This is a genomic window from Martinezella calliandrae (assembly GCF_030272695.1).
Lineage (GTDB): Bacteria > Pseudomonadota > Alphaproteobacteria > Rhizobiales > Rhizobiaceae > Rhizobium > Rhizobium calliandrae.
Genome location: NZ_JARFYN010000012.1, coordinates 49,615 through 67,585 on the forward strand (window position 1 = coordinate 49,615; position 17,971 = coordinate 67,585).

Annotated in this window: 17 protein-coding genes and 1 riboswitch; of the genes, 9 read left to right on the top strand and 8 right to left on the bottom strand. The window is 61.0% G+C overall.

Annotated features, from left to right (window positions below; genetic code table 11):
* Positions 1-119: 119 nt before the first annotated feature.
* From PY650_RS11660 to PY650_RS11680, 5 genes are all read left to right on the top strand, one after another.
* Complete coding sequence (locus PY650_RS11660) at positions 120-686, top strand: F0F1 ATP synthase subunit delta (protein ID WP_285879395.1); 567 nt, start codon at positions 120-122, stop codon at positions 684-686.
* Positions 686-2,215, top strand: a complete 1,530-nt coding sequence (gene atpA / locus PY650_RS11665) for a F0F1 ATP synthase subunit alpha (protein ID WP_285879396.1) — start codon at positions 686-688, stop codon at positions 2,213-2,215. The genes PY650_RS11660 and atpA overlap by 1 nt, the downstream gene beginning before the upstream one ends.
* Positions 2,216-2,244: 29 nt before the next feature.
* On the top strand, positions 2,245-3,129 hold the full coding sequence (locus PY650_RS11670; protein WP_285879397.1) for a F0F1 ATP synthase subunit gamma: 885 nt from the start codon (positions 2,245-2,247) through the stop codon (positions 3,127-3,129).
* A gap of 23 nt (positions 3,130-3,152) precedes the next feature.
* Complete coding sequence (gene atpD / locus PY650_RS11675) at positions 3,153-4,583, top strand: F0F1 ATP synthase subunit beta (protein WP_285879398.1); 1,431 nt, start codon at positions 3,153-3,155, stop codon at positions 4,581-4,583.
* 75 nt (positions 4,584-4,658) lie between these two features.
* Positions 4,659-5,066: a F0F1 ATP synthase subunit epsilon gene (locus PY650_RS11680; protein WP_285879399.1), complete on the top strand. Its 408-nt coding sequence runs from the start codon at positions 4,659-4,661 to the stop codon at positions 5,064-5,066.
* Between the two features lie 221 nt (positions 5,067-5,287).
* On the opposite strand, the gene PY650_RS11685 is transcribed toward PY650_RS11680, so the two are convergent.
* Positions 5,288-6,193, bottom strand: a complete 906-nt coding sequence (locus PY650_RS11685; RefSeq protein WP_285879400.1) for a LysR substrate-binding domain-containing protein — start codon at positions 6,191-6,193, stop codon at positions 5,288-5,290.
* Positions 6,194-6,310: 117 nt separating this feature from the next.
* Here PY650_RS11685 and PY650_RS11690 point away from each other — a divergent pair, with 117 nt between their 5' ends.
* Genes PY650_RS11690 through PY650_RS11700 form a run of 3 tightly spaced genes read left to right on the top strand, consistent with a single transcriptional unit; the run spans position 6,311 to position 10,100 of the window.
* Positions 6,311-7,456 (top strand): iron-containing alcohol dehydrogenase, encoded by a 1,146-nt coding sequence (locus PY650_RS11690; RefSeq protein WP_285879401.1) that lies wholly within the window; start codon positions 6,311-6,313, stop codon positions 7,454-7,456.
* A 1-nt stretch (position 7,457) separates the two neighbouring features.
* Positions 7,458-8,957 carry an aldehyde dehydrogenase gene (locus tag PY650_RS11695; RefSeq protein WP_285879402.1) on the top strand — a complete coding sequence of 500 codons (1,500 nt, stop codon included), beginning with the start codon at positions 7,458-7,460 and terminating at the stop codon, positions 8,955-8,957.
* 21 nt (positions 8,958-8,978) lie between these two features.
* A complete protein-coding gene (locus tag PY650_RS11700; protein ID WP_285879403.1) occupies positions 8,979-10,100 on the top strand; it encodes a mandelate racemase/muconate lactonizing enzyme family protein in 1,122 nt (373 codons plus the stop codon).
* A gap of 40 nt (positions 10,101-10,140) precedes the next feature.
* On the opposite strand, the gene PY650_RS11705 is transcribed toward PY650_RS11700, so the two are convergent.
* The 7 genes from PY650_RS11705 to PY650_RS11735 all read right to left on the bottom strand — a co-directional run bounded on the left by PY650_RS11705 (position 10,141) and on the right by PY650_RS11735 (position 16,787).
* Positions 10,141-11,391: an acyltransferase family protein gene (locus PY650_RS11705; protein ID WP_285879495.1), complete on the bottom strand. Its 1,251-nt coding sequence runs from the start codon at positions 11,389-11,391 to the stop codon at positions 10,141-10,143.
* Between the two features lie 71 nt (positions 11,392-11,462).
* Complete coding sequence (locus PY650_RS11710; protein WP_285879404.1) at positions 11,463-12,479, bottom strand: ABC transporter substrate-binding protein; 1,017 nt, start codon at positions 12,477-12,479, stop codon at positions 11,463-11,465.
* A gap of 11 nt (positions 12,480-12,490) precedes the next feature.
* A complete protein-coding gene (locus PY650_RS11715; RefSeq protein WP_285879405.1) occupies positions 12,491-13,246 on the bottom strand; it encodes an ABC transporter ATP-binding protein in 756 nt (251 codons plus the stop codon).
* Between the two features lie 26 nt (positions 13,247-13,272).
* The gene (locus tag PY650_RS11720) at positions 13,273-14,079 is read right to left on the bottom strand and encodes an ABC transporter permease (protein ID WP_285879406.1); all 807 of its coding nucleotides are present in this window, start codon (positions 14,077-14,079) and stop codon (positions 13,273-13,275) included.
* A 16-nt stretch (positions 14,080-14,095) separates the two neighbouring features.
* A complete protein-coding gene (locus tag PY650_RS11725) occupies positions 14,096-14,704 on the bottom strand; it encodes a YkoF family thiamine/hydroxymethylpyrimidine-binding protein (protein ID WP_285879407.1) in 609 nt (202 codons plus the stop codon).
* A riboswitch (TPP riboswitch) is annotated at positions 14,695-14,808 on the bottom strand. It overlaps the preceding gene by 10 nt.
* Before the next feature lie 159 nt (positions 14,809-14,967).
* Positions 14,968-16,314, bottom strand: coding sequence for a GAF domain-containing protein (locus tag PY650_RS11730; protein ID WP_285879408.1), 1,347 nt, complete (start codon positions 16,312-16,314; stop codon positions 14,968-14,970).
* On the bottom strand, positions 16,311-16,787 hold the full coding sequence (locus PY650_RS11735) for a hypothetical protein (RefSeq protein ID WP_285879409.1): 477 nt from the start codon (positions 16,785-16,787) through the stop codon (positions 16,311-16,313). The genes PY650_RS11730 and PY650_RS11735 overlap by 4 nt, the downstream gene beginning before the upstream one ends.
* A 167-nt stretch (positions 16,788-16,954) precedes the next feature.
* On the opposite strand from PY650_RS11735, the gene PY650_RS11740 reads away from it, so the two are divergent.
* A complete protein-coding gene (locus tag PY650_RS11740) occupies positions 16,955-17,662 on the top strand; it encodes a hemerythrin domain-containing protein (RefSeq protein WP_285879410.1) in 708 nt (235 codons plus the stop codon).
* Positions 17,663-17,971: the final 309 nt, after the last annotated feature.

Consider the following 17,971-nt stretch of genomic DNA (forward strand, 5'->3'; position numbering starts at 1 on the left):
ATTTCGGATGAGGTGGGGGGAAGCTCCTGCTGATTTCTGGGGGAAATCAAAACGAATTCAAGAGCATGTGACTTCCGTTTCTCGGAAGCCGAATTCTTGGGTTGAAATCAGGGAATCTTGTGCCCGTGGCAGACACATCCCAGCATATTTCTGGTGTTGCCGAGCGCTATGCCTCGTCATTGTTCGAGCTGGCTCTGGAGGAGGGCGCTGTCCCGACAGTGACTGCCGATCTCGACCGGTTCCAAGCCATGCTGGATGACAGCGATGATTTGAAGCGTTTGGTCTTGAGCCCGGTCTTTTCGGCCGAAGAGCAGGTCGGCGCCGTCCAGGCGCTGGCGACGAAAGCGGGCTTCGGCGTTTACGTCACTAATTTCCTCAAGGTCGTGGCAGGCAACCGGCGCCTTTTTGCGCTGCCGGGCATGATCAAGGCTTTCCGCATAATTGCTGCGCAGCATCGCGGCGAAGTTTCCGCCGAGATCACCTCGGCGCATGCGCTGACCCCGGCGCAGGAAGATGAATTGAAGGCGGCGCTGAAGGGCGTCACCGGCAAGGACGTGGCGATCGCCGTTACGGTCGATCCGTCGATTCTTGGTGGTCTGATCGTGAAGGTCGGGTCCCGTCAGATTGATACGTCTCTTCGTACCAAACTCTCTACCCTTAAGCTTGCATTGAAAGAGGTCGGCTGATGGATATCCGCGCCGCGGAAATTTCCGCAATTCTGAAAGATCAGATTAAAAATTTCGGCAAGGAAGCCGAAGTCTCCGAAGTCGGCCAGGTTCTTTCCGTCGGTGACGGTATCGCCCGCGTCTACGGTCTGGACAATGTCCAGGCCGGCGAAATGGTCGAATTCCCCGGCGGCATCCGTGGTATGGCGCTGAACCTCGAATCCGACAACGTCGGCGTGGTCATCTTCGGCTCCGACCGCGACATCAAGGAAGGCGACACCGTCAAGCGCACCGGTGCGATCGTTGACGTTCCGGTCGGTCCGGAACTGCTCGGCCGCGTTGTCGACGCGCTCGGCAACCCGATCGACGGCAAGGGTCCGATCAATGCGACCCGCCGCGCTCGCGTCGACGTCAAGGCTCCCGGCATCATTCCACGCAAGTCGGTTCATGAGCCGATGTCGACCGGCCTCAAGGCTATCGATGCTCTGATCCCGGTCGGTCGCGGCCAGCGTGAGCTGGTCATCGGCGACCGCCAGACCGGCAAGACCGCCATCATCCTCGACACGATCCTGAACCAGAAGCCCATCCACGATGCCGGTCCGGAAAGCGAAAAGCTGTTCTGCGTCTACGTCGCGGTCGGCCAGAAGCGTTCGACCGTTGCTCAGTTCGTCAAGGTGCTCGAAGAGCGCGGTGCGCTCAAGTACTCGATCATCATCGCTGCAACGGCTTCGGATCCGGCCCCAATGCAGTACCTGGCACCGTTCGCCGGTTGCGCCATGGGCGAATATTTCCGTGACAACGGCATGCACGCCCTGATCGGCTATGACGACCTGTCGAAGCAGGCTGTGTCCTATCGTCAGATGTCGCTGCTGCTGCGCCGCCCGCCGGGTCGCGAAGCTTATCCGGGCGACGTTTTCTACCTGCACTCGCGCCTCCTCGAGCGCGCGGCCAAGATGAATGATGACCAGGGCGCTGGTTCGCTGACTGCTCTGCCTGTCATCGAAACGCAGGGTAACGACGTTTCGGCCTTCATCCCGACCAACGTTATCTCGATCACGGACGGCCAGATCTTCCTTGAAACCGACCTGTTCTATCAAGGCATCCGTCCGGCCGTTAACGTCGGTCTCTCGGTTTCGCGCGTTGGTTCGTCCGCGCAGATCAAGGCGATGAAGCAGGTTGCCGGTTCGATCAAGGGCGAGCTTGCCCAGTATCGCGAAATGGCCGCCTTCGCTCAGTTCGGTTCGGATCTCGATGCCGCAACGCAGCGCCTGCTGAACCGCGGCGCCCGCCTTACCGAGCTCCTGAAGCAGCCGCAATTCTCGCCGCTGAAGACGGAAGAGCAGGTCGCGGTGATCTTCGCCGGCGTCAACGGCTACCTCGACAAGATCGCGGTTGCGCAGATCGGCAAATTCGAGCAGGGCCTGCTTTCCTACCTCCGGTCGGAAGGCAAGGACATCCTCGACGCGATCCGCACCGAAAAGGCCATCAGCGACGCGACCAAGAGCAAGCTCATCGCTGCTCTTGACAGCTACGCCAAGTCTTTCGCCTGATCGGGCCTCACTTCTAGGACGGATACCGGATGCCTTCACTTAAGGATCTGAAAAACCGGATCGCCTCCGTCAAGGCGACGCAGAAGATTACCAAGGCGATGAAAATGGTCGCCGCGGCGAAGCTCCGGCGTGCCCAGGAGGCGGCTGAGGCCGCGCGGCCTTATTCGCAGCGCATGGGTGCCGTTCTTGCCAACATAACGGCTGCCGTCAGCGACGCGGACGCCGCGCCGCCGCTGATGACCGGTACGGGCAAGAGCGACGTACACTTGCTGATCGTCTGCACTGCTGAACGCGGCCTTTGCGGCGGTTTCAACTCGCAGATCGCGCGTTTCGCCCGCGATCACGTCCGCAAGCTGATCGCCGAAGGCAAGACCGTGAAGATCTTCACGGTGGGCAAGAAGGGCTATGACATTCTGCGTCGTGAGTACGCCTCGCTGATCGTGGAGCGCAAGGAACTGCGCGACGTCAAGCGCATCGGCTTCGATAATGCCGATGCCATCGGCACGCGCGTCATCGAGATGTTCGAAAACGGCGAGTTCGACGTCTGCACGCTGTTCTATTCCGAATTCAAGTCGGTCATCAGCCAGGTGCCGACGGCGCAGCAGCTCATTCCAGCTTCTGCTCCCGAAGTTGTCGAAGAAGATGCCGCTCATAAGGGCGCTATTTATGAATACGAGCCGGATGCGGCTTCGATCCTCGCGGACCTGATCCCGCGCAATATCTCCGTTCAGATCTTCCGTGCGCTCCTCGAGAATGTCGCCGGCGAGATGGGCGCGAAGATGAGCGCGATGGACAATGCAACGCGAAATGCTGGTGAGATGATCAACAAGCTGACGCTGAACTACAACCGTCAGCGTCAGGCGCAGATCACCAAGGAACTGATTGAAATCATTTCGGGCGCGGAAGCGCTCTGAGGTTAGGGAAAGAGGGTAAGATTATGGCTGACGCAGCTATGGCCGCAGTTTCGGTCGGCAAGGTTACGCAGGTTATCGGCGCCGTCGTGGACGTTTCTTTCGAAGGCGATCTGCCGAAGATCCTGAATGCTCTCGAAACCGACAATAACGGCCACCGCCTTGTTCTGGAAGTCGCACAGCACCTTGGCGAAAATTCGGTCCGCACGATCGCCATGGACTCCACGGAAGGTCTGGTCCGTGGCCAGTCGGTTTCCGACACAGGTGCGCCGATCTCGGTTCCGGTCGGTCCCGAAACGCTCGGCCGTATCATGAACGTTATCGGCGAGCCGGTCGACGAAGCCGGCCCGCTGGTGACCGCCCATAAGCGCGCAATACACCAGGACGCTCCCGCATACGTCGAGCAGTCCACGGAAGGCCAGATCCTGGTGACAGGCATCAAGGTCGTCGACCTGCTGGCACCTTATGCAAAGGGCGGCAAGATCGGCTTGTTCGGCGGCGCAGGCGTCGGCAAGACCGTTTTGATCATGGAACTGATCAACAACGTCGCGAAGGCGCACGGCGGCTACTCGGTGTTTGCAGGTGTTGGTGAACGTACCCGCGAAGGCAACGACCTCTATCACGAAATGATCGAATCCGGCGTCAACAAGCATGGCGGCGGCGAAGGCTCCAAGGCAGCTCTGGTTTACGGTCAGATGAACGAACCGCCGGGCGCACGCGCACGCGTCGCTCTGACCGGTCTGACGGTTGCTGAAAACTTCCGCAATGAAGGCCAGGACGTCCTGTTCTTCGTCGACAACATCTTCCGCTTCACCCAGGCAGGTTCGGAAGTGTCGGCTCTGCTCGGCCGTATTCCTTCGGCCGTGGGCTATCAGCCGACGCTCGCCACCGACATGGGCCAGATGCAGGAACGCATCACCACGACGACGACGGGCTCGATCACCTCGGTTCAGGCGATTTACGTTCCGGCCGACGATTTGACCGACCCGGCACCGGCAACTTCGTTCGCCCACCTGGACGCAACCACGGTTCTGTCGCGCTCGATCGCTGAAAAGGGCATCTACCCGGCTGTCGACCCGCTCGACTCCACCTCGCGCATGCTCGACCCGATGGTCGTCGGCGAAGAGCATTACGAGGTCGCCCGTAAGGTTCAGTCGACCCTGCAGCGTTACAAGGCCTTGCAGGACATCATCGCTATCCTGGGCATGGACGAACTCTCCGAAGACGATAAGCTGGCGGTTGCACGTGCCCGCAAGATCGAGCGCTTCCTGTCGCAGCCGTTCTTCGTCGCCGAAGTCTTCACCGGTTCGCCGGGCAAGCTCGTCGCTCTCGAAGACACGATCAAGGGCTTCAAGGGTCTGGTCAACGGCGACTACGACCACTTGCCGGAAGCTGCCTTCTACATGGTCGGCTCGATCGAAGAAGCGGTCGAAAAGGCCAAGAAGCTGGCTGCCTGATAAGGCCAATCGAACGGCGCGCGAGGCTTCGTGCGCCGTTGCGTTGAAATAAAGACAATCGAGAAGTGACCGGTCATGGCTGACAATTTCAATTTCGAACTCGTGTCTCCGGAGCGTCTGCTTCTGTCGGAACCCGTCATCGATGTCGTCATCCCCGCCAGCGAAGGCGAGATGACCGTTATGGCCAATCATGCGCCGACGATGACCGCAATCAAGCCGGGCGTCGTCAAGGTGCATTCGGCGACGGGCAAGAAGCAGGACTACGTGGTGTTCGGCGGTTTTGCCGATATCCTGCCGACCGGCTGCACGCTGCTTGCCGAATCCGCAATTCCGGTCCAAGACCTGAGACAGGACGAGTTGACGCGTCGTATCGATGCCGCCAAGGCAGAACTCGAAAATGTCGAACACCATGAGCGCAAGTCGCAACTCGAGCATTTCATCATGGAAATGACGCGTCTTCGTGGCGCGATTGGGCAAGATTGATCCGGTAGACGTAGTCTTAGGTTCGAATAAGAGCGGTCCGTTGGAGCCGCTTATACATGGCCGGAACATCGGATATGATGTTCCGGCCTTGCTTGTCTTGTCGGTGGTTGCAATACCGTTGAGACGATGCACAGAACGGTCGGCAATGGGCCGCCTGAACTTCGGTTCATAAAAAGCAAAACCCTTTGCGCATTCGAGGCTTCGTCGCACGCTGGTCTGGGTCAACCCTGATAGCCGCCCAGCAGATGACGGTGCAATTGGCCCGCTTCCGCCGAAAGAGCACGGAAGCGCGGGGTGCCGAGATAGTAGCCGAATCCGCTTTCGACCCGATCATTGCCAAGAGTGATTAGGGCACCGGAGCGCAAGTGTTCCTCGATGAGTCCGAGGCTGCCAAGCGCTATGCCTTCGCCGCGCAGGGCCGCCTCGACTGCCATGATATAGGTCGAGAAGGAAAGCCGCGGTCGCGGCAGCTTGCCCTTCAGTGGGTTACCGACGCGGCCGAACCATTGACGGAAGCTGATCCAGTGGGCGTTGAAGCGCTCGTAATCGATCAGATCCAACCCGGCAATATCAGCAGATGTCAACGCCTCTGGTTCCAGGTTGCGGCTCGCCAGATAATCCGGCGAGGCGATCGGCACCAGCACTTCCTTCATCAGCAGCGTCAGGTTCCAGCGCGGATGCTCACCGGTGGAATAGAGAATGACGAGGTCGTTGGTCTCGGATGCCAGTTCCGCTGGCGAGTCCGTCGTCAGTAGGCGCACGGAGATGCCGGGGCTCTCCTTGCCGAAATCCTTGAGCCGCTGCCCGAGCCAGAGATGCGAGACAGAGCCGCTGGCGGCGATCGAAATGATCTCGCCTGTGCCGGCGCGGAAAGGCTCTAGGCTCTCCTCGAGATATTCGAGCGTGGCGCGGACGCGCTGGAATAGCCGCTCGCCTTCGGCCGTCAGCGCCAGGTTCCGGCCGCGCCGGGTAAAGAGCGCGGCTCCCAGGTGATTCTCCAAGCCCTTGATGCGACGGCTGACGGCGGCCTGGGTGATGTTCAGTTCGCGGCCGGCGCGAGAAAAGTTCATCGCGCGGGCTGCGGCATCGAACACGCGGAAGGCTTCAAGCGGTATCTTTTCCAGCATTGGCTCTCCATAACTTCAGATCATCAATATTCCTGATAAATGGCCAGATTTGAAGAGTTGAAATTGTGATGCAGGATCGCAGCACAGAATCTGCTGCGCTTTTCTAGGGTGATCCTCGTGTCCTTTAACATTTCTGCCATTCCAGATATCCGCTTCGGCAGCGGCGCGCTGGCCGGCCTCGCCGCAGCCGCCAAATCCTTTGACGGCGTTTCCGCCGCTCTCTTTGTGATCGATGCGTTCTTGGCTCGGTCGGGTCTTGCTGACAAGATCAGGAGCGATCTGACGGAAGCGGGTATCGCGGTTAAGGTCTTTTCGGATTTCTCCGGCGAGCCAAAGGTCGCGCATATCCGCGCGGCGATAGAGGCGGCAAAAGGCGCGGATATGGTGGTCGGCGTTGGCGGTGGTTCAGCGCTGGATATCGCGAAGATTGTCGCCTGTTGCGCGGCGTCGGGCGAAGACCCGATGTTCTATGCACTGGCTGCCAATCCCCTCCCGAAAAACCCGCTGAAGAAGATCATGGTGCCGACGACAGCCGGCACCGGTTCGGAAACCTCAGCCACCAATATCTTCGCCGGCCCGGAGGGCAAGAAACTCTGGATTTGGGGGGCGGAAACCAAGGCCGATCTCGTCATCCTCGATCCGGCTCTGACGATCACGCTACCAGCCGATCTCACCGCCTGGTGTGGCTTTGACGCCGTCATCCACGCCTTCGAGGCGGCGACGAATAGAAACACGCACCACGGTGGGCAGCTCTACGCTCACCGGGCCTTGCGGCTGCTCACCGGCGCACTGGAAACGGCTGTGAAGGAGCCCGGCAATATCGAAGCGCGGGGCGATGTATTATTCGGTTCCTGCCTCGCCGGCATCGCTATCGACAATTGCGGCACGGCGATTGCCCACAATATCAGTCATGCCTTAGCGGGGCTTGCGCCGGTCCACCACGGGCTCGCAACCGCCCTCGGCTTCGAAGCGTCGCTGCCCTGGTTGGTCGAGGCGGATACGGATGACCTCAATGCCGCCGCAAAAGCTTGCGGTCTCGATAGCGCGGCGGAATTGCCCGCCTTCCTCTCCGATTGGATGGACCGTTGCGGTATCGCCCGCGCCCTGCCGGCAGCTTTCAAGCCCTTCGATACAAGTGATCTCGCGCGAGAAATGCGCGCTCCGGAAAATCAGCCAATGCGACGCTCGACCGTCCGCGATGTCACGGATGCCGATATCGACCGCTTCGCCGCTGCCGTCATGGCACTGCCGAAAGGAATTTGAGATGACCAAGAATTACACACGCGACTATTGGGAAGGCGTTCTGTCCGGCCTCAAACTCGAAGGGCGGCATTTCATCGATGGCGCCTATCGCGCCTCTTCGTCCGGTGCGACCTTCACCCGAAGCCGTCCAATGGATGGCAGACCGGGTGCGGAAATGGCGCGCGGCAATGCGGCTGACGTCGATGCGGCCGTGGCAGCTGCGCGCGCCGCATTTGAGAGTGGCGTCTGGCGCAGGAAGCAGCCGTTGGAAAAGAAAAAGATCATGCTGAAATGGGCGGAGCTCATCCGTGACCATGGCGAAGAGCTCGCCATGCTGGAAACGCTTGACGTCGGCAAGCCGGTCATGGCGTCGCTGACCGTTGATGTTCGCCTTTGTGCCGATGGCATCCAGTTCTACGGCGAGATGATCGACAAGATGTATGACGAGATTGCGCCGACCGGGCCGAATGCCCGCGCTTTGGTGCGCAAGGTGCCGCTCGGCGTCGTCGGGGCGATCACGCCATGGAATTATCCGATGATCATCGATGCCTGGAAACTCGGGCCGGCCATCGCCGCCGGCAATTCCGTGGTGCTGAAGCCGGCGGAACAATCCTCGCTCTCGGCCATCCGCCTGGCCGAACTCGCCCTCGAAGCGGGCTTGCCTGCCGGCGTCTTCAACGTCGTTACCGGTTATGGCGAAGAGACCGGCAAGCCGCTGGCGCTGCATATGGATGTCGACATGATCGCATTCACCGGCTCGACCGAGGTCGGCAAGCTCATAATGGGTTATGCGGCGCAGTCGAACGTCAAGCGCGTGGCGCTGGAACTCGGCGGCAAGTCGCCGTTGGTCGTCTTCGGAGATGCCGATCTCGATGCGGCGGCGAGTGCGGCCGCCTGGGGCTGCTTCTATAATTCCGGCGAAACCTGCCATGCCTCGACGCGGCTGATCGTGCAGCGCTCGATACAGGAGAAGCTGATTGCGAAGATCGAGGCGGTGACCCGCTCCGATATCGTGCTTAAGCATCCGCTCGACCCCTCCGCCCAGATCGGTGCCCTGATCGAGGAAGAGCATATGAACAAGGTGCTCGGCATGATCGCCGCGGGCGAAAAAGAAGGTGCACGCCGTGCTTTTGGCGCCGAGCGCGTCTTGAGTGAAACCGGCGGCTATTATGTCTCTCCGGGCGTCTTCGTCGACATGACCAACGACATGAGCCTTGCGCGTCAGGAAATCTTTGGGCCCGTACTTGCCGCCATTCCCTTCGATACGGAGGAGGAAGCGCTCAAGATTGCCAACGACACGATCTATGGGCTGGCCGGTGCCGTCTTCACTAAGGATATGGATCGCGCCCACCGCTTTTCCGAATCGATCCACGCAGGCACTGTGTGGATCAATACCTACGATATGTCGAATTTCGCGACACCCTTTGGCGGCTTTAAGCAGTCCGGCTTCGGCCGCGATCGCTCGGTGCACGCGATCGACAAATATTGTGACTACAAGACTATCTGGCAGCAGTTCGGCTGAGGTTTGCGGGGAGGCATGACCATGAGCAAGATCGTTTCCATCGAGATCACCCATCACCGGCTGCCGCTCGCCCCGCCATTCAAGGCGAGTTGGGATGGGCGGCCTCGCCGGCATTTCGATGCGACGATCGTTCGCGTTCGGGACGACGAGGGCCGTGAAGGCATCGGTTCCGGCGACCTGATGAAGGGGTTCGAGGGCCACGAGGATCTGTTCATCGGCCAGGACCCGCGACACCTGGAACGTCATTACGAGGTCCTGTCGCATATCAACTTCCATTATGGCCGCTGCTGGCCGATGGACCTGGCGCTATGGGATCTCTCAGGCAACATCACCGGCGAGCCGGTGTGGCGGATGCTTGGGGGCCGCGCCAGCCGTGTACGGCTCTATGCCTCCTCTGGCGTGTTGCGCGAGCCGGCCGCGATGGCGGAGCAGGCGGAGCGTTATCTCGAAGAGGGCTTTCCAGCGATGAAGGTGCGCTTCTCCTCATCCGCGGGCGGGCGCAGCAGCTGGCGGGATGATGTGACGGCCCTTGAGGCGATCCGCGCCCGTATCGGCACGAAGCTGGAGCTGATGGTCGACTGTAACCAGGGTTGGCGGATGCCCTGGGATACGACATTGCCCTGGACCTTCAAGGACGCGCTGACGGTTGCGAAAGAGCTGGAGAGGCTCGGCATCTATTGGATGGAGGAGCCGCTGCACCGCTCCGACCGCAAGGGCATGAAGGAGCTGAAGCAGGCGACTTCGGTGCGCATTGCCGGCGGCGAGATGACGCGTGAGCTCTATGAGTTCCGGGACATTATCGAGGAGCGCGCCTTTGATATTGTGCAGCCGGATGTGGCGTTGGTCGGCGGCATTACCGGTTGTCGGCGGCTGGCCTATCAGGCGCGCGAGGCGGGTGTCCAATTTACGCCGCACTCATGGACGAATGGTATAGGTGTGCTGGCGAACGCGCATTTGACCGCGGGTGTCGGCGATGCGCCTTGGCTTGAATATCCGTACGACAATCCGGAATGGAGCGAGGCCCGTCGTGACTACCCGATGGCGATGCCGCTCAAGCACGATCAGGGTTGGCTGGATTTGGGCCTATCTCCCGGCCTCGGCGTTGTTCTCGATGAAGAGCGTCTGAAAGCCACCCGCATCTGACCTGATGCTCGGCCATCGTGGTCGAGTTTCGTTTCCCACCTTATCTGCCGCCCAACGGTTTTCCTTGGGCGGCTTTTTTGTCGGGCGTGGGTGTCGTCCGGGTTGCCTGCTCGCGCGTGCGGGCCCAGCGAATGACCGGGCGTTCCAGAAAAATGTAGCTGATTGTGCCGATCGCAAAGATGATCGCGATCGCGGCCAGGCTCGATGTGATCCAGCCGTCAAGCACATTGTTGGAGCCGGTGCCGAAGGTCCAGGGGAAGAGCTGCGTCATCAGCGTCAGCACCATATCCTGCCAGATATAGACACCGAAGGAGACGGTGGCGACATAGCGGATGAGACTGTTGTCGAGCACTCTTCCCAGAAAGACCGACTGCGGCAGAACGCAAAGGGCGATGGCCGCCGCCAGGGGAAACAGCGGAAATTGATAGGGAATGCCAAACAAGGCATAGCCTTCCGCTGCGCCACCGATGGATTGCGGCAACTGCCATGCACCCATGACGATCGCGAGAGCTCCGATGACATCGTAGATTGCCGAGCGGCGGGCTGGAATAACGGTCTGGATTCCGGCCGCGAGCGCCCCGATTGCGAATATCGCGAAGAAGCCGATGGGGTTGTAGCGCGGCATCCATTCTTTGGCGCCACCCTCGAAGCCAAATTGCCACCCCCGCCCGACGCTGTCTGTCGGGAGATAGGTAACAATCAGCCAATGGCCGACCAGCGCGGCCGCGATAATGCCGATCCAGAGCGAGCGGCTGATGAGAGGGGAGCGTGACCTCAGCGTGGCATGGAACAGCAGCAGGAAGCCGATTGGCAAAAGAATATAGCAGGTCGTCTCGAAGGGGATAGACCACAATGGCCCGTCACCCTGTACTGGAAAAAAGGTGCGCCAATGCCATTGGCTCATCAGGAAGAAGCCGGCGATGTAGCGGCCGAACAGCTCCCCATCGAGTGGAAACCCATAGATCGTGAAGCTAATTAGGAAGCCGACTGTCAGGGCGACCCAGAAGCCCGGTAGGATGCGGGCGGCGCGGCGCATGGTGTAGATTTTCAACGACGGTAACGGCTGGGCTCTATCCAGCGCCAACCAGAATGGCCGCGAGAGAAGAAAGCCGCTTAGAACGAAAAAGACCGAGACGCCGTGATTGCCGAAGCGGGCCAATATGAAGGTTAGGTCCAAGGTCGGGGGGATTTTGTTGAAATCCATCCGAAGTGCGAGATGATGGACGAGCACCATCAGGCACGCGACGGCGCGCATGAAATCCGCTCCTCCCAGGCGCGTCTCTTTCTCGATCCTCATCGCGCAGACACCTTCCTCGACGCTTGGTTAGGGCATCGTGAAGGTGTCGGCAAGTGTGAGTGAGTTTAGCCGAAGAGCGCGTTGGTGTAGTAAGCGCTGAAATCCGGCTTGTCCCTGAGAACTGCTCCTTGGCCGTCGAGCAGGATACCGTGAGCGAAGAGGAAGTCGCCGAGCGCCAGCGTCTTGACGGGATCGATAATGCCGCTTTTGCCGTCGGCGGTCTTGAGGTAGTGGCCGGCAATGAGTTCCTTGAGGGATGCCTTGACGAGATCTGTGTTGGTGAGCGCGCCGTTGGCACCAGCGATCAACAGATCCGCGGATTCGTCGGGATGGTACACAGAGTAATCGTAGCCGCGCTTGGTCGCCTGGATAAAAGCCTTGGCCGCCCCGGGGTTCTTTGCGATATAGGCGTCGCTGGAGCCGATCAGGGTCGTCTGTTCGTCCGGAACGCCGTAATCAGCATAGCGGAAGCGGCGCAGCGCCTTCTTCTCGAGTTGGGCCTCGATACCCTCCCAGGTATAGACCTCAAGCGTGAAATCGACCGAGCCGCTGGCAAGCGCCTCATAGGCCGAGGTGCCGAGCGTCACGGTGTTGATTTTACCCTCGCCGCCATCATTGCGGATGATGGCGGAGATCAGGGCATTTTCCCAGGCGCTGCCAAAACCGCCATAGGTCTTGCCGTCGAGATCTCTCGGGCGTTGGATGTCCTTGCGGCTGTCGTTGAAGATGACGCGGCCGGTCTCGGTCTGCACGATGGCATAGACGCTCTTGATGTCCGCGCCGGCGGCGCGTTGGGTAAAGACGCCGATCGGCCCGGTAATGCCGAAGTCGGCGACGCCATTGGCAACCAGAGTACCGGCACCGGTGTCGGTATAGGGCAGGATCACTACATCGAGCCCAGCATCCTTGTAAAAATTCTTCGCCTGGGCGACATAGAGGCCGATGTGATTGGTATTCGGCGTCCAGTCGAGGGCGATTTTCACCTGCGCCGGTTCGGCGGCCGCAAATGCGGTGCGGGCGAGCGGCAGGGTGGCGGAGGCAAGCGTCAGGGCAAGAGCCTGGCGGCGTGTCAGAAGCGGCATGGCGGTCTCCTTTAAGAGGGTCGATGAAGCAAGGTTTCGAGAATGTCGGCCTCGATATCGCGGACCGAGGCATCGGCAAGATCGGCAAGCTTGCGCGGACGCGGCAACGGCACGCGGATTTCGCGGATGACCCGCGCCGGGCGCGGCGAAAGCACATAGATGCGATCGGAGAGGAACACGGCCTCGCGGACGTCGTGGGTGATCAAGAGCGCCGTCCAGCGGTGATCGGTCCACATGGTCTGCAGCCATTCCTGCATCTGCGTGCGCGTCAGCGCATCGAGTGCGCCAAAGGGCTCGTCGAGGAGCAGCATGTCATGCTTCTGCACGACGGTGCGGAGCAAAGCGACGCGCTGGCGCATGCCGCCGGAAAGCTGAGACGGATAGTGGTTTTCGAAACCGGCAAGACCAAAGGGTTCGAACAGCGGTTCGACCATCGCGCGCGCCTCCCTCCGGTCCATTCCCTGGACGCGAAGGCCGAGCGTGGCATTGTCGATGATCCGGCTCCAGGGCATCAGCGCGTCGCGCTGCGGCATGAAGGCGAAGGTGGCGGCGCTTTCCGAAAGCGGCAGGCGATCGAAGACTATGTCGCCACCACTCGCCTTTTCAGTACCGGTCAAGAGCCGCAGGATGGTGGACTTGCCGGCTCCCGAGGGACCGACGATGGTGACGAATTCGCCACCGTTAACGGTAAGCGAGATGTCGTCCAGCACGGTTATCGCGCCGAAGGATTTGGATATCCCACGAAATTCCAGCCTATGTGCAGTCATTGGCTGTAAGGCCAGTGCTTGTAAAGTCATGGCGATGTCGGCCTTTCGCTATGGCGCCAGGGCATCGAAAGGTGGCCGACCAGGACGGTGATCGCAAAAAGTGCGAGCGTCAGGCCGGCGCTGACGAAGACGGCGGCGAGCACGAGATCGGGGCGAAAATTGTTCTTGGCGTTCAGGATGTAGATACCCAGCCCTTTGGCGGCGCCGGCGTATTCGGCGAAGATGGCGCCGACGACGGCATAGGTGATCGCGATTCTCAGACCCGCGAAAAAATAGGGCAGCGCCGAAGGCAGGCGGGCCAGGAGGAAGATCCGCCAGCGCGCAGCCTTCATGGAGATCAGCAGCTCGCCGATATCCTTATCCGTTGCCTCATAGCCCTGCAGCAGCGCCACCAACATCGGGAAGAAGGTGACGAGGGCGACGAGCAGGATTTTCGGCACCAGGCCGAAGCCGAACCAGAGCACGACCAGCGGCGCAATCGCCACCAGCGGCAAGGTCTGGCTGATGACGAAGAGCGGAAACAGTGCACGGCGCACCGGCCGGGCGAAATCCATCAGCACGGAAAAGATGAAGGCGACGGCGAGCGAGCAACCGAAGCCCGCGAGCGTGGCGTTGAGCGTCGGCCATGTGTTGTCAATCAGCGCCTGCCGGTTGACCCAGCCCTGCGCCAGGACGCGAGATGGCGCCGGCAGGATGGACGGGCGGATGCCGGAGAAGTCGGCGTAGATTTCCCACAGGGCCAGGAAACCTGCGGCAGCGGCAACCGCCGGCAAGGCGCCGATAATGGCAGTAGCAAGCGCAGATGGCGCAAAAGCGGACAGACGTCGTGACATGGCCGATAAGCTCTGATCAGGCTTTGGTCGGGCTGTTTGCGGATACCGTGATGTCCAAGGTGACGTGGCCTTCGGGCGGACCGAAACTGATGAAGGCCTGCTGCACGGTGGCGAAGATAGCGCCAGCGTCGCCCCGCAACTTGGTGGAGAAGTTCTTGGCCTTATCGAAGGTGCCCGACCGTTTCAGGAAGTCGATGCAGCCATAGATCTCGTCCATATGGTCGCCGGTGCCCATGACATAGAGCGAGAATTGGGCAGCCGACGGCTGATTGGTAACCGGCGTCTCGGCAACGGCGGCGAGCGCGGCATCGATACGCTCGGCAAGCGGCGCCTTGACGCTTCCCCCAAGGGTGACGCCACAGATCGGATCGTCCGGTTCGCCGGGGCAGCCGCGCGAGACGGCGGCCGAAAGCACGCAATGTTCGCCCGATCGTGCGGCAAAGACGAAGAGATCGCGCATGGCAGCGAACAGCACATCGGGCGGGCCGACCAGAAGGGTTGAAATATCGTCGGTTTCAATGCGAAGCGCATCACGGTAGGGGTCGAGGCCCTTGATGGCTTCGAGGATGATGCCGGCGAAATTGCCGGACATGGGATACAAGGATACTTGCGCGCCTGAGAACATTTTAACCTCGCTCCGCTGGCATTACCCAGATCAGCTTTGAAGGGTCCGGAGGCTTGTCGCCTCACATCTCAGCCCCGGCTTTACGGAGCTCCCCTGTGATTGGCGCGAAAGCTAGCACCGGTTTTATGACAACGCAACGGCAAATGTTCAGGTGCCGGCCACGCAACAAGCGGCTGGGCTCGTACGGCGAAGGCTTAACAAGGGGCGCGAAACGGGACGGTATAGAGCCCGTCTGTCTGCGGGGGAGAGGAAACGCGCAGCGGTCAGTCTTCGACGATCTCAATCTCGGGACGGCCGGCAAGCGTGAGCCGCTGGCGGCCGCGGTCGGCGCGCTCAAGTGTGATCGGCCCCGCCTTTTCCTCCAGTCGCCGGCGTAGCAAGATCAGCCGGGTCTCCAGATTGTCCTTGAAATCCGGCAGTTGCAGGCGCCGGTCGCGGCGGATCTCGCGGTTCAGAAAATCCTGCTTGCCGGTGCGTGTATACTCTTCGAGGAAGTGTAGGAGCAGCCGCCCCGGGACGCCGCGGATGAGATAGTCGTCGTCGACGAACAGCGAGCCGTCGCGCGGATAGAAGCGCACGGCGATGCGCCGACCGGCGGGCAGGCTCCAGACCTCGTCGGCCGACGTCTCCGTCTTTTCGCGCCGACCCATCTCCGTCCGCTCGCGTTCCTCGGAAAGAAAGGAGAGCGCGGTCGCCAGGTGCGCGGCGATAACGGTCAGCGCCTCTTCGTCGCGATGGCGAAAGGTGAACCGTTCCGTCGATTCCGAGAACAGCACGCCAACGAGCCTTCCGCGTGAGATAAGCGGCAGCGCGGTCTGGCTGAGCGGCTTGTCGAGCGCCGGAAGCGGGATCGGCGTCGCATCCTCGACGCCCGCCATGGCCCGCACTGCCTGGATGTAGCGCTGGCCGCGACTCAAGTCGGTGATCCGCACATTGCGGCGCCGCTCAGCCGCAACGCCGATAATGCCGCACCCGGGCGGAACCTCGGCGCCGAATCCGAACTGATCGTAGCCGCGGCTGGCGATCGTCGTCAGCCCGTCGCGTTCGCCGTCCGGCACCAGTACCATGGAATGGTGGTAGCCGAAGCACTCGGCGAGGCCTTCAAGCGTCACGTCGAGCAGCGCTTCCGGATCGCTGCAATCCGACATCCGCGCCGTCAGCCTCGCCACCTTGCCCATCAGGTCGGGCAGCACGAGCGGCTCCGCCTCGACCAGCGGATTGGCGGCCGGCACGGCCTGGCAATCCTCCACCCGGTAGATGTCGACGGCGCGCAGCGTCATGATCCCGGTCATCCGGCTTTCCAAAATCGCCAGATGGACCGCCACCCGCTCGAAGATCTCGCCCTCCATCTCGGAGCGCTCGAACACTAGGTCGAGGACGTGCTGCTGGCCGCTATAGCCGTCGACCACCATCACCGTCGCCAGCCCGTTGCGCGCCACATTGGTAGCGGTCTTGGAGAAAAACTGGTTGGAGAGCGCAACATGCGTCTCGTCGACGTAATGCACGTGCGAGAGATAGGAGATATTGGGCATTCCGTCCGCACCGGTCGTTGCGATGACGGAGGGAATGACGCCCTCGAAGCTGTCACGCAGCCTTTCGAGCGGGATCATGCTACAGCTTCCGGTATCAGTCTGCGTCCGGCGCCCGGCCCGGGCGTCTGCTCGAAGATCTCCTGCGGCTCGATCGTCAGGCAGACGAGCTCCTGGTCCGAGAGCGTGCTAGAGAGTTGCATCCGGGTGACCCCGAGCGCCAGCATCCGCGCGAGCTGTTCTGCCACATAGGCCTGACCCAGCGCCCGGCAAGCAGCATCCGCCGGCTCCGCCTTCAGGACCCGGCCCTTGATCTGGCAGGCCTTGTAGTCGTCGGCCCGCACATAGGTCGTGGCAATCGGCCGGCCGGTCAGCGCCTCGCCCACAGCCTTCGGCCATTGGCAGCGGGAGGCGAGAAAGTGCAGATGCCCGCTCTGCCTGTCGAAACGCACGCCGGAACCGCGGCCAATCATCGGCCGGCCAGCTTCGTCGCGCGTGGCGAACAGCATCATGACGGGACTTTCTATAAATTCCGCGAATTCCGGCCTCAGCAATACTTTTCCCCCTGAAATGCGGCGATGATAATTAGTTAGGATATTCTTAGCAATCGTTGCAATCGCTTAGGATAGTTTTAGGAAGCGCCTCGGAAAGACGTTGGTTATCTCTCGGCCATCAGCCCGGTGCACAGAAAGAGGCGCCGGCCAACGAGAGGAAAACCATCATGAGCCACGAATTCTCGCTCACCAGCATTCCCGATCTCAACGGCCGTTATGACATTTACGGCGCGATACACAAGGGCCTGCGCAAGGCCGGCTGCGATCTGCTCGGACGCCTCGGCACTGCCGACTTCCAGAACGCTGAGGAGACAGTCTTCCTGATCGACGACCTGCGCAATTACCTGATGCTCGCCGCTTCCCACGTCAATCACGAGGATGACCATATCCATGTGGCGCTCGCCGCCAAGGGTGTCTCGACCGTCACACTGGATGACCAGCACGACGACCACCGCACTGCCTTCCGCGAACTTGAGGAACTGATCGCCGCCTGGGAAAAGGCCTGGCCGCTGCACAAGCCTGCCTGTGGCCGCAAGCTCTATCTCGCCTTCGCCGCCTATATCGCCGACGATTTCGCGCATATGCACGAGGAGGAGACGGTGACCGGCCCTTTGCTGTGGAGCAACTTCACCGACAACGAAATCCTCGGCATCGAGATGAGCATCATATCCTCGTTGCCGCCGGAAAAGAGCATGGCCTTCATGCGCATTATGATCCCGGCGATCAATCCGGCGGAGCGCGCGGCACTCCTGGGCGCCATGAAGAAGGATGCGCCGCCGGAGATATTCCAGGCGGTCATTGACTTCGCCGTCCGACCGGGCCTTTCGGCCATCGACTTCGCCCGCCTCGCCGTCGCGCTGAAGCTGGCGGCCTGAAAAGGCTACCGCCGGCCGAGGATCGAGGCTCCGCCCGCGGCATCGCCATGAATTTCCGGAGAAGAATGATGTGCAAACCGAACGGCGAGGCGGGCATCACGGCCGAGTGTCCGCGCCGCGGCAATTGTAGCGGCTGCTCCATGCTGCTTTCCGCGACGACGGAGGAGGGGATCGCCGCGCGTGTTGACGCGCTAGTCAAGGGAGAGCGTTCGGTGCGTGCGCCGGTCGTCCTGGAGACGCGCCTCAAATCTGGTTGCCCTATGCCGATCCCGAGAAAGAGAGGAAGCACTCCAGCTGCGTGACGTCGTC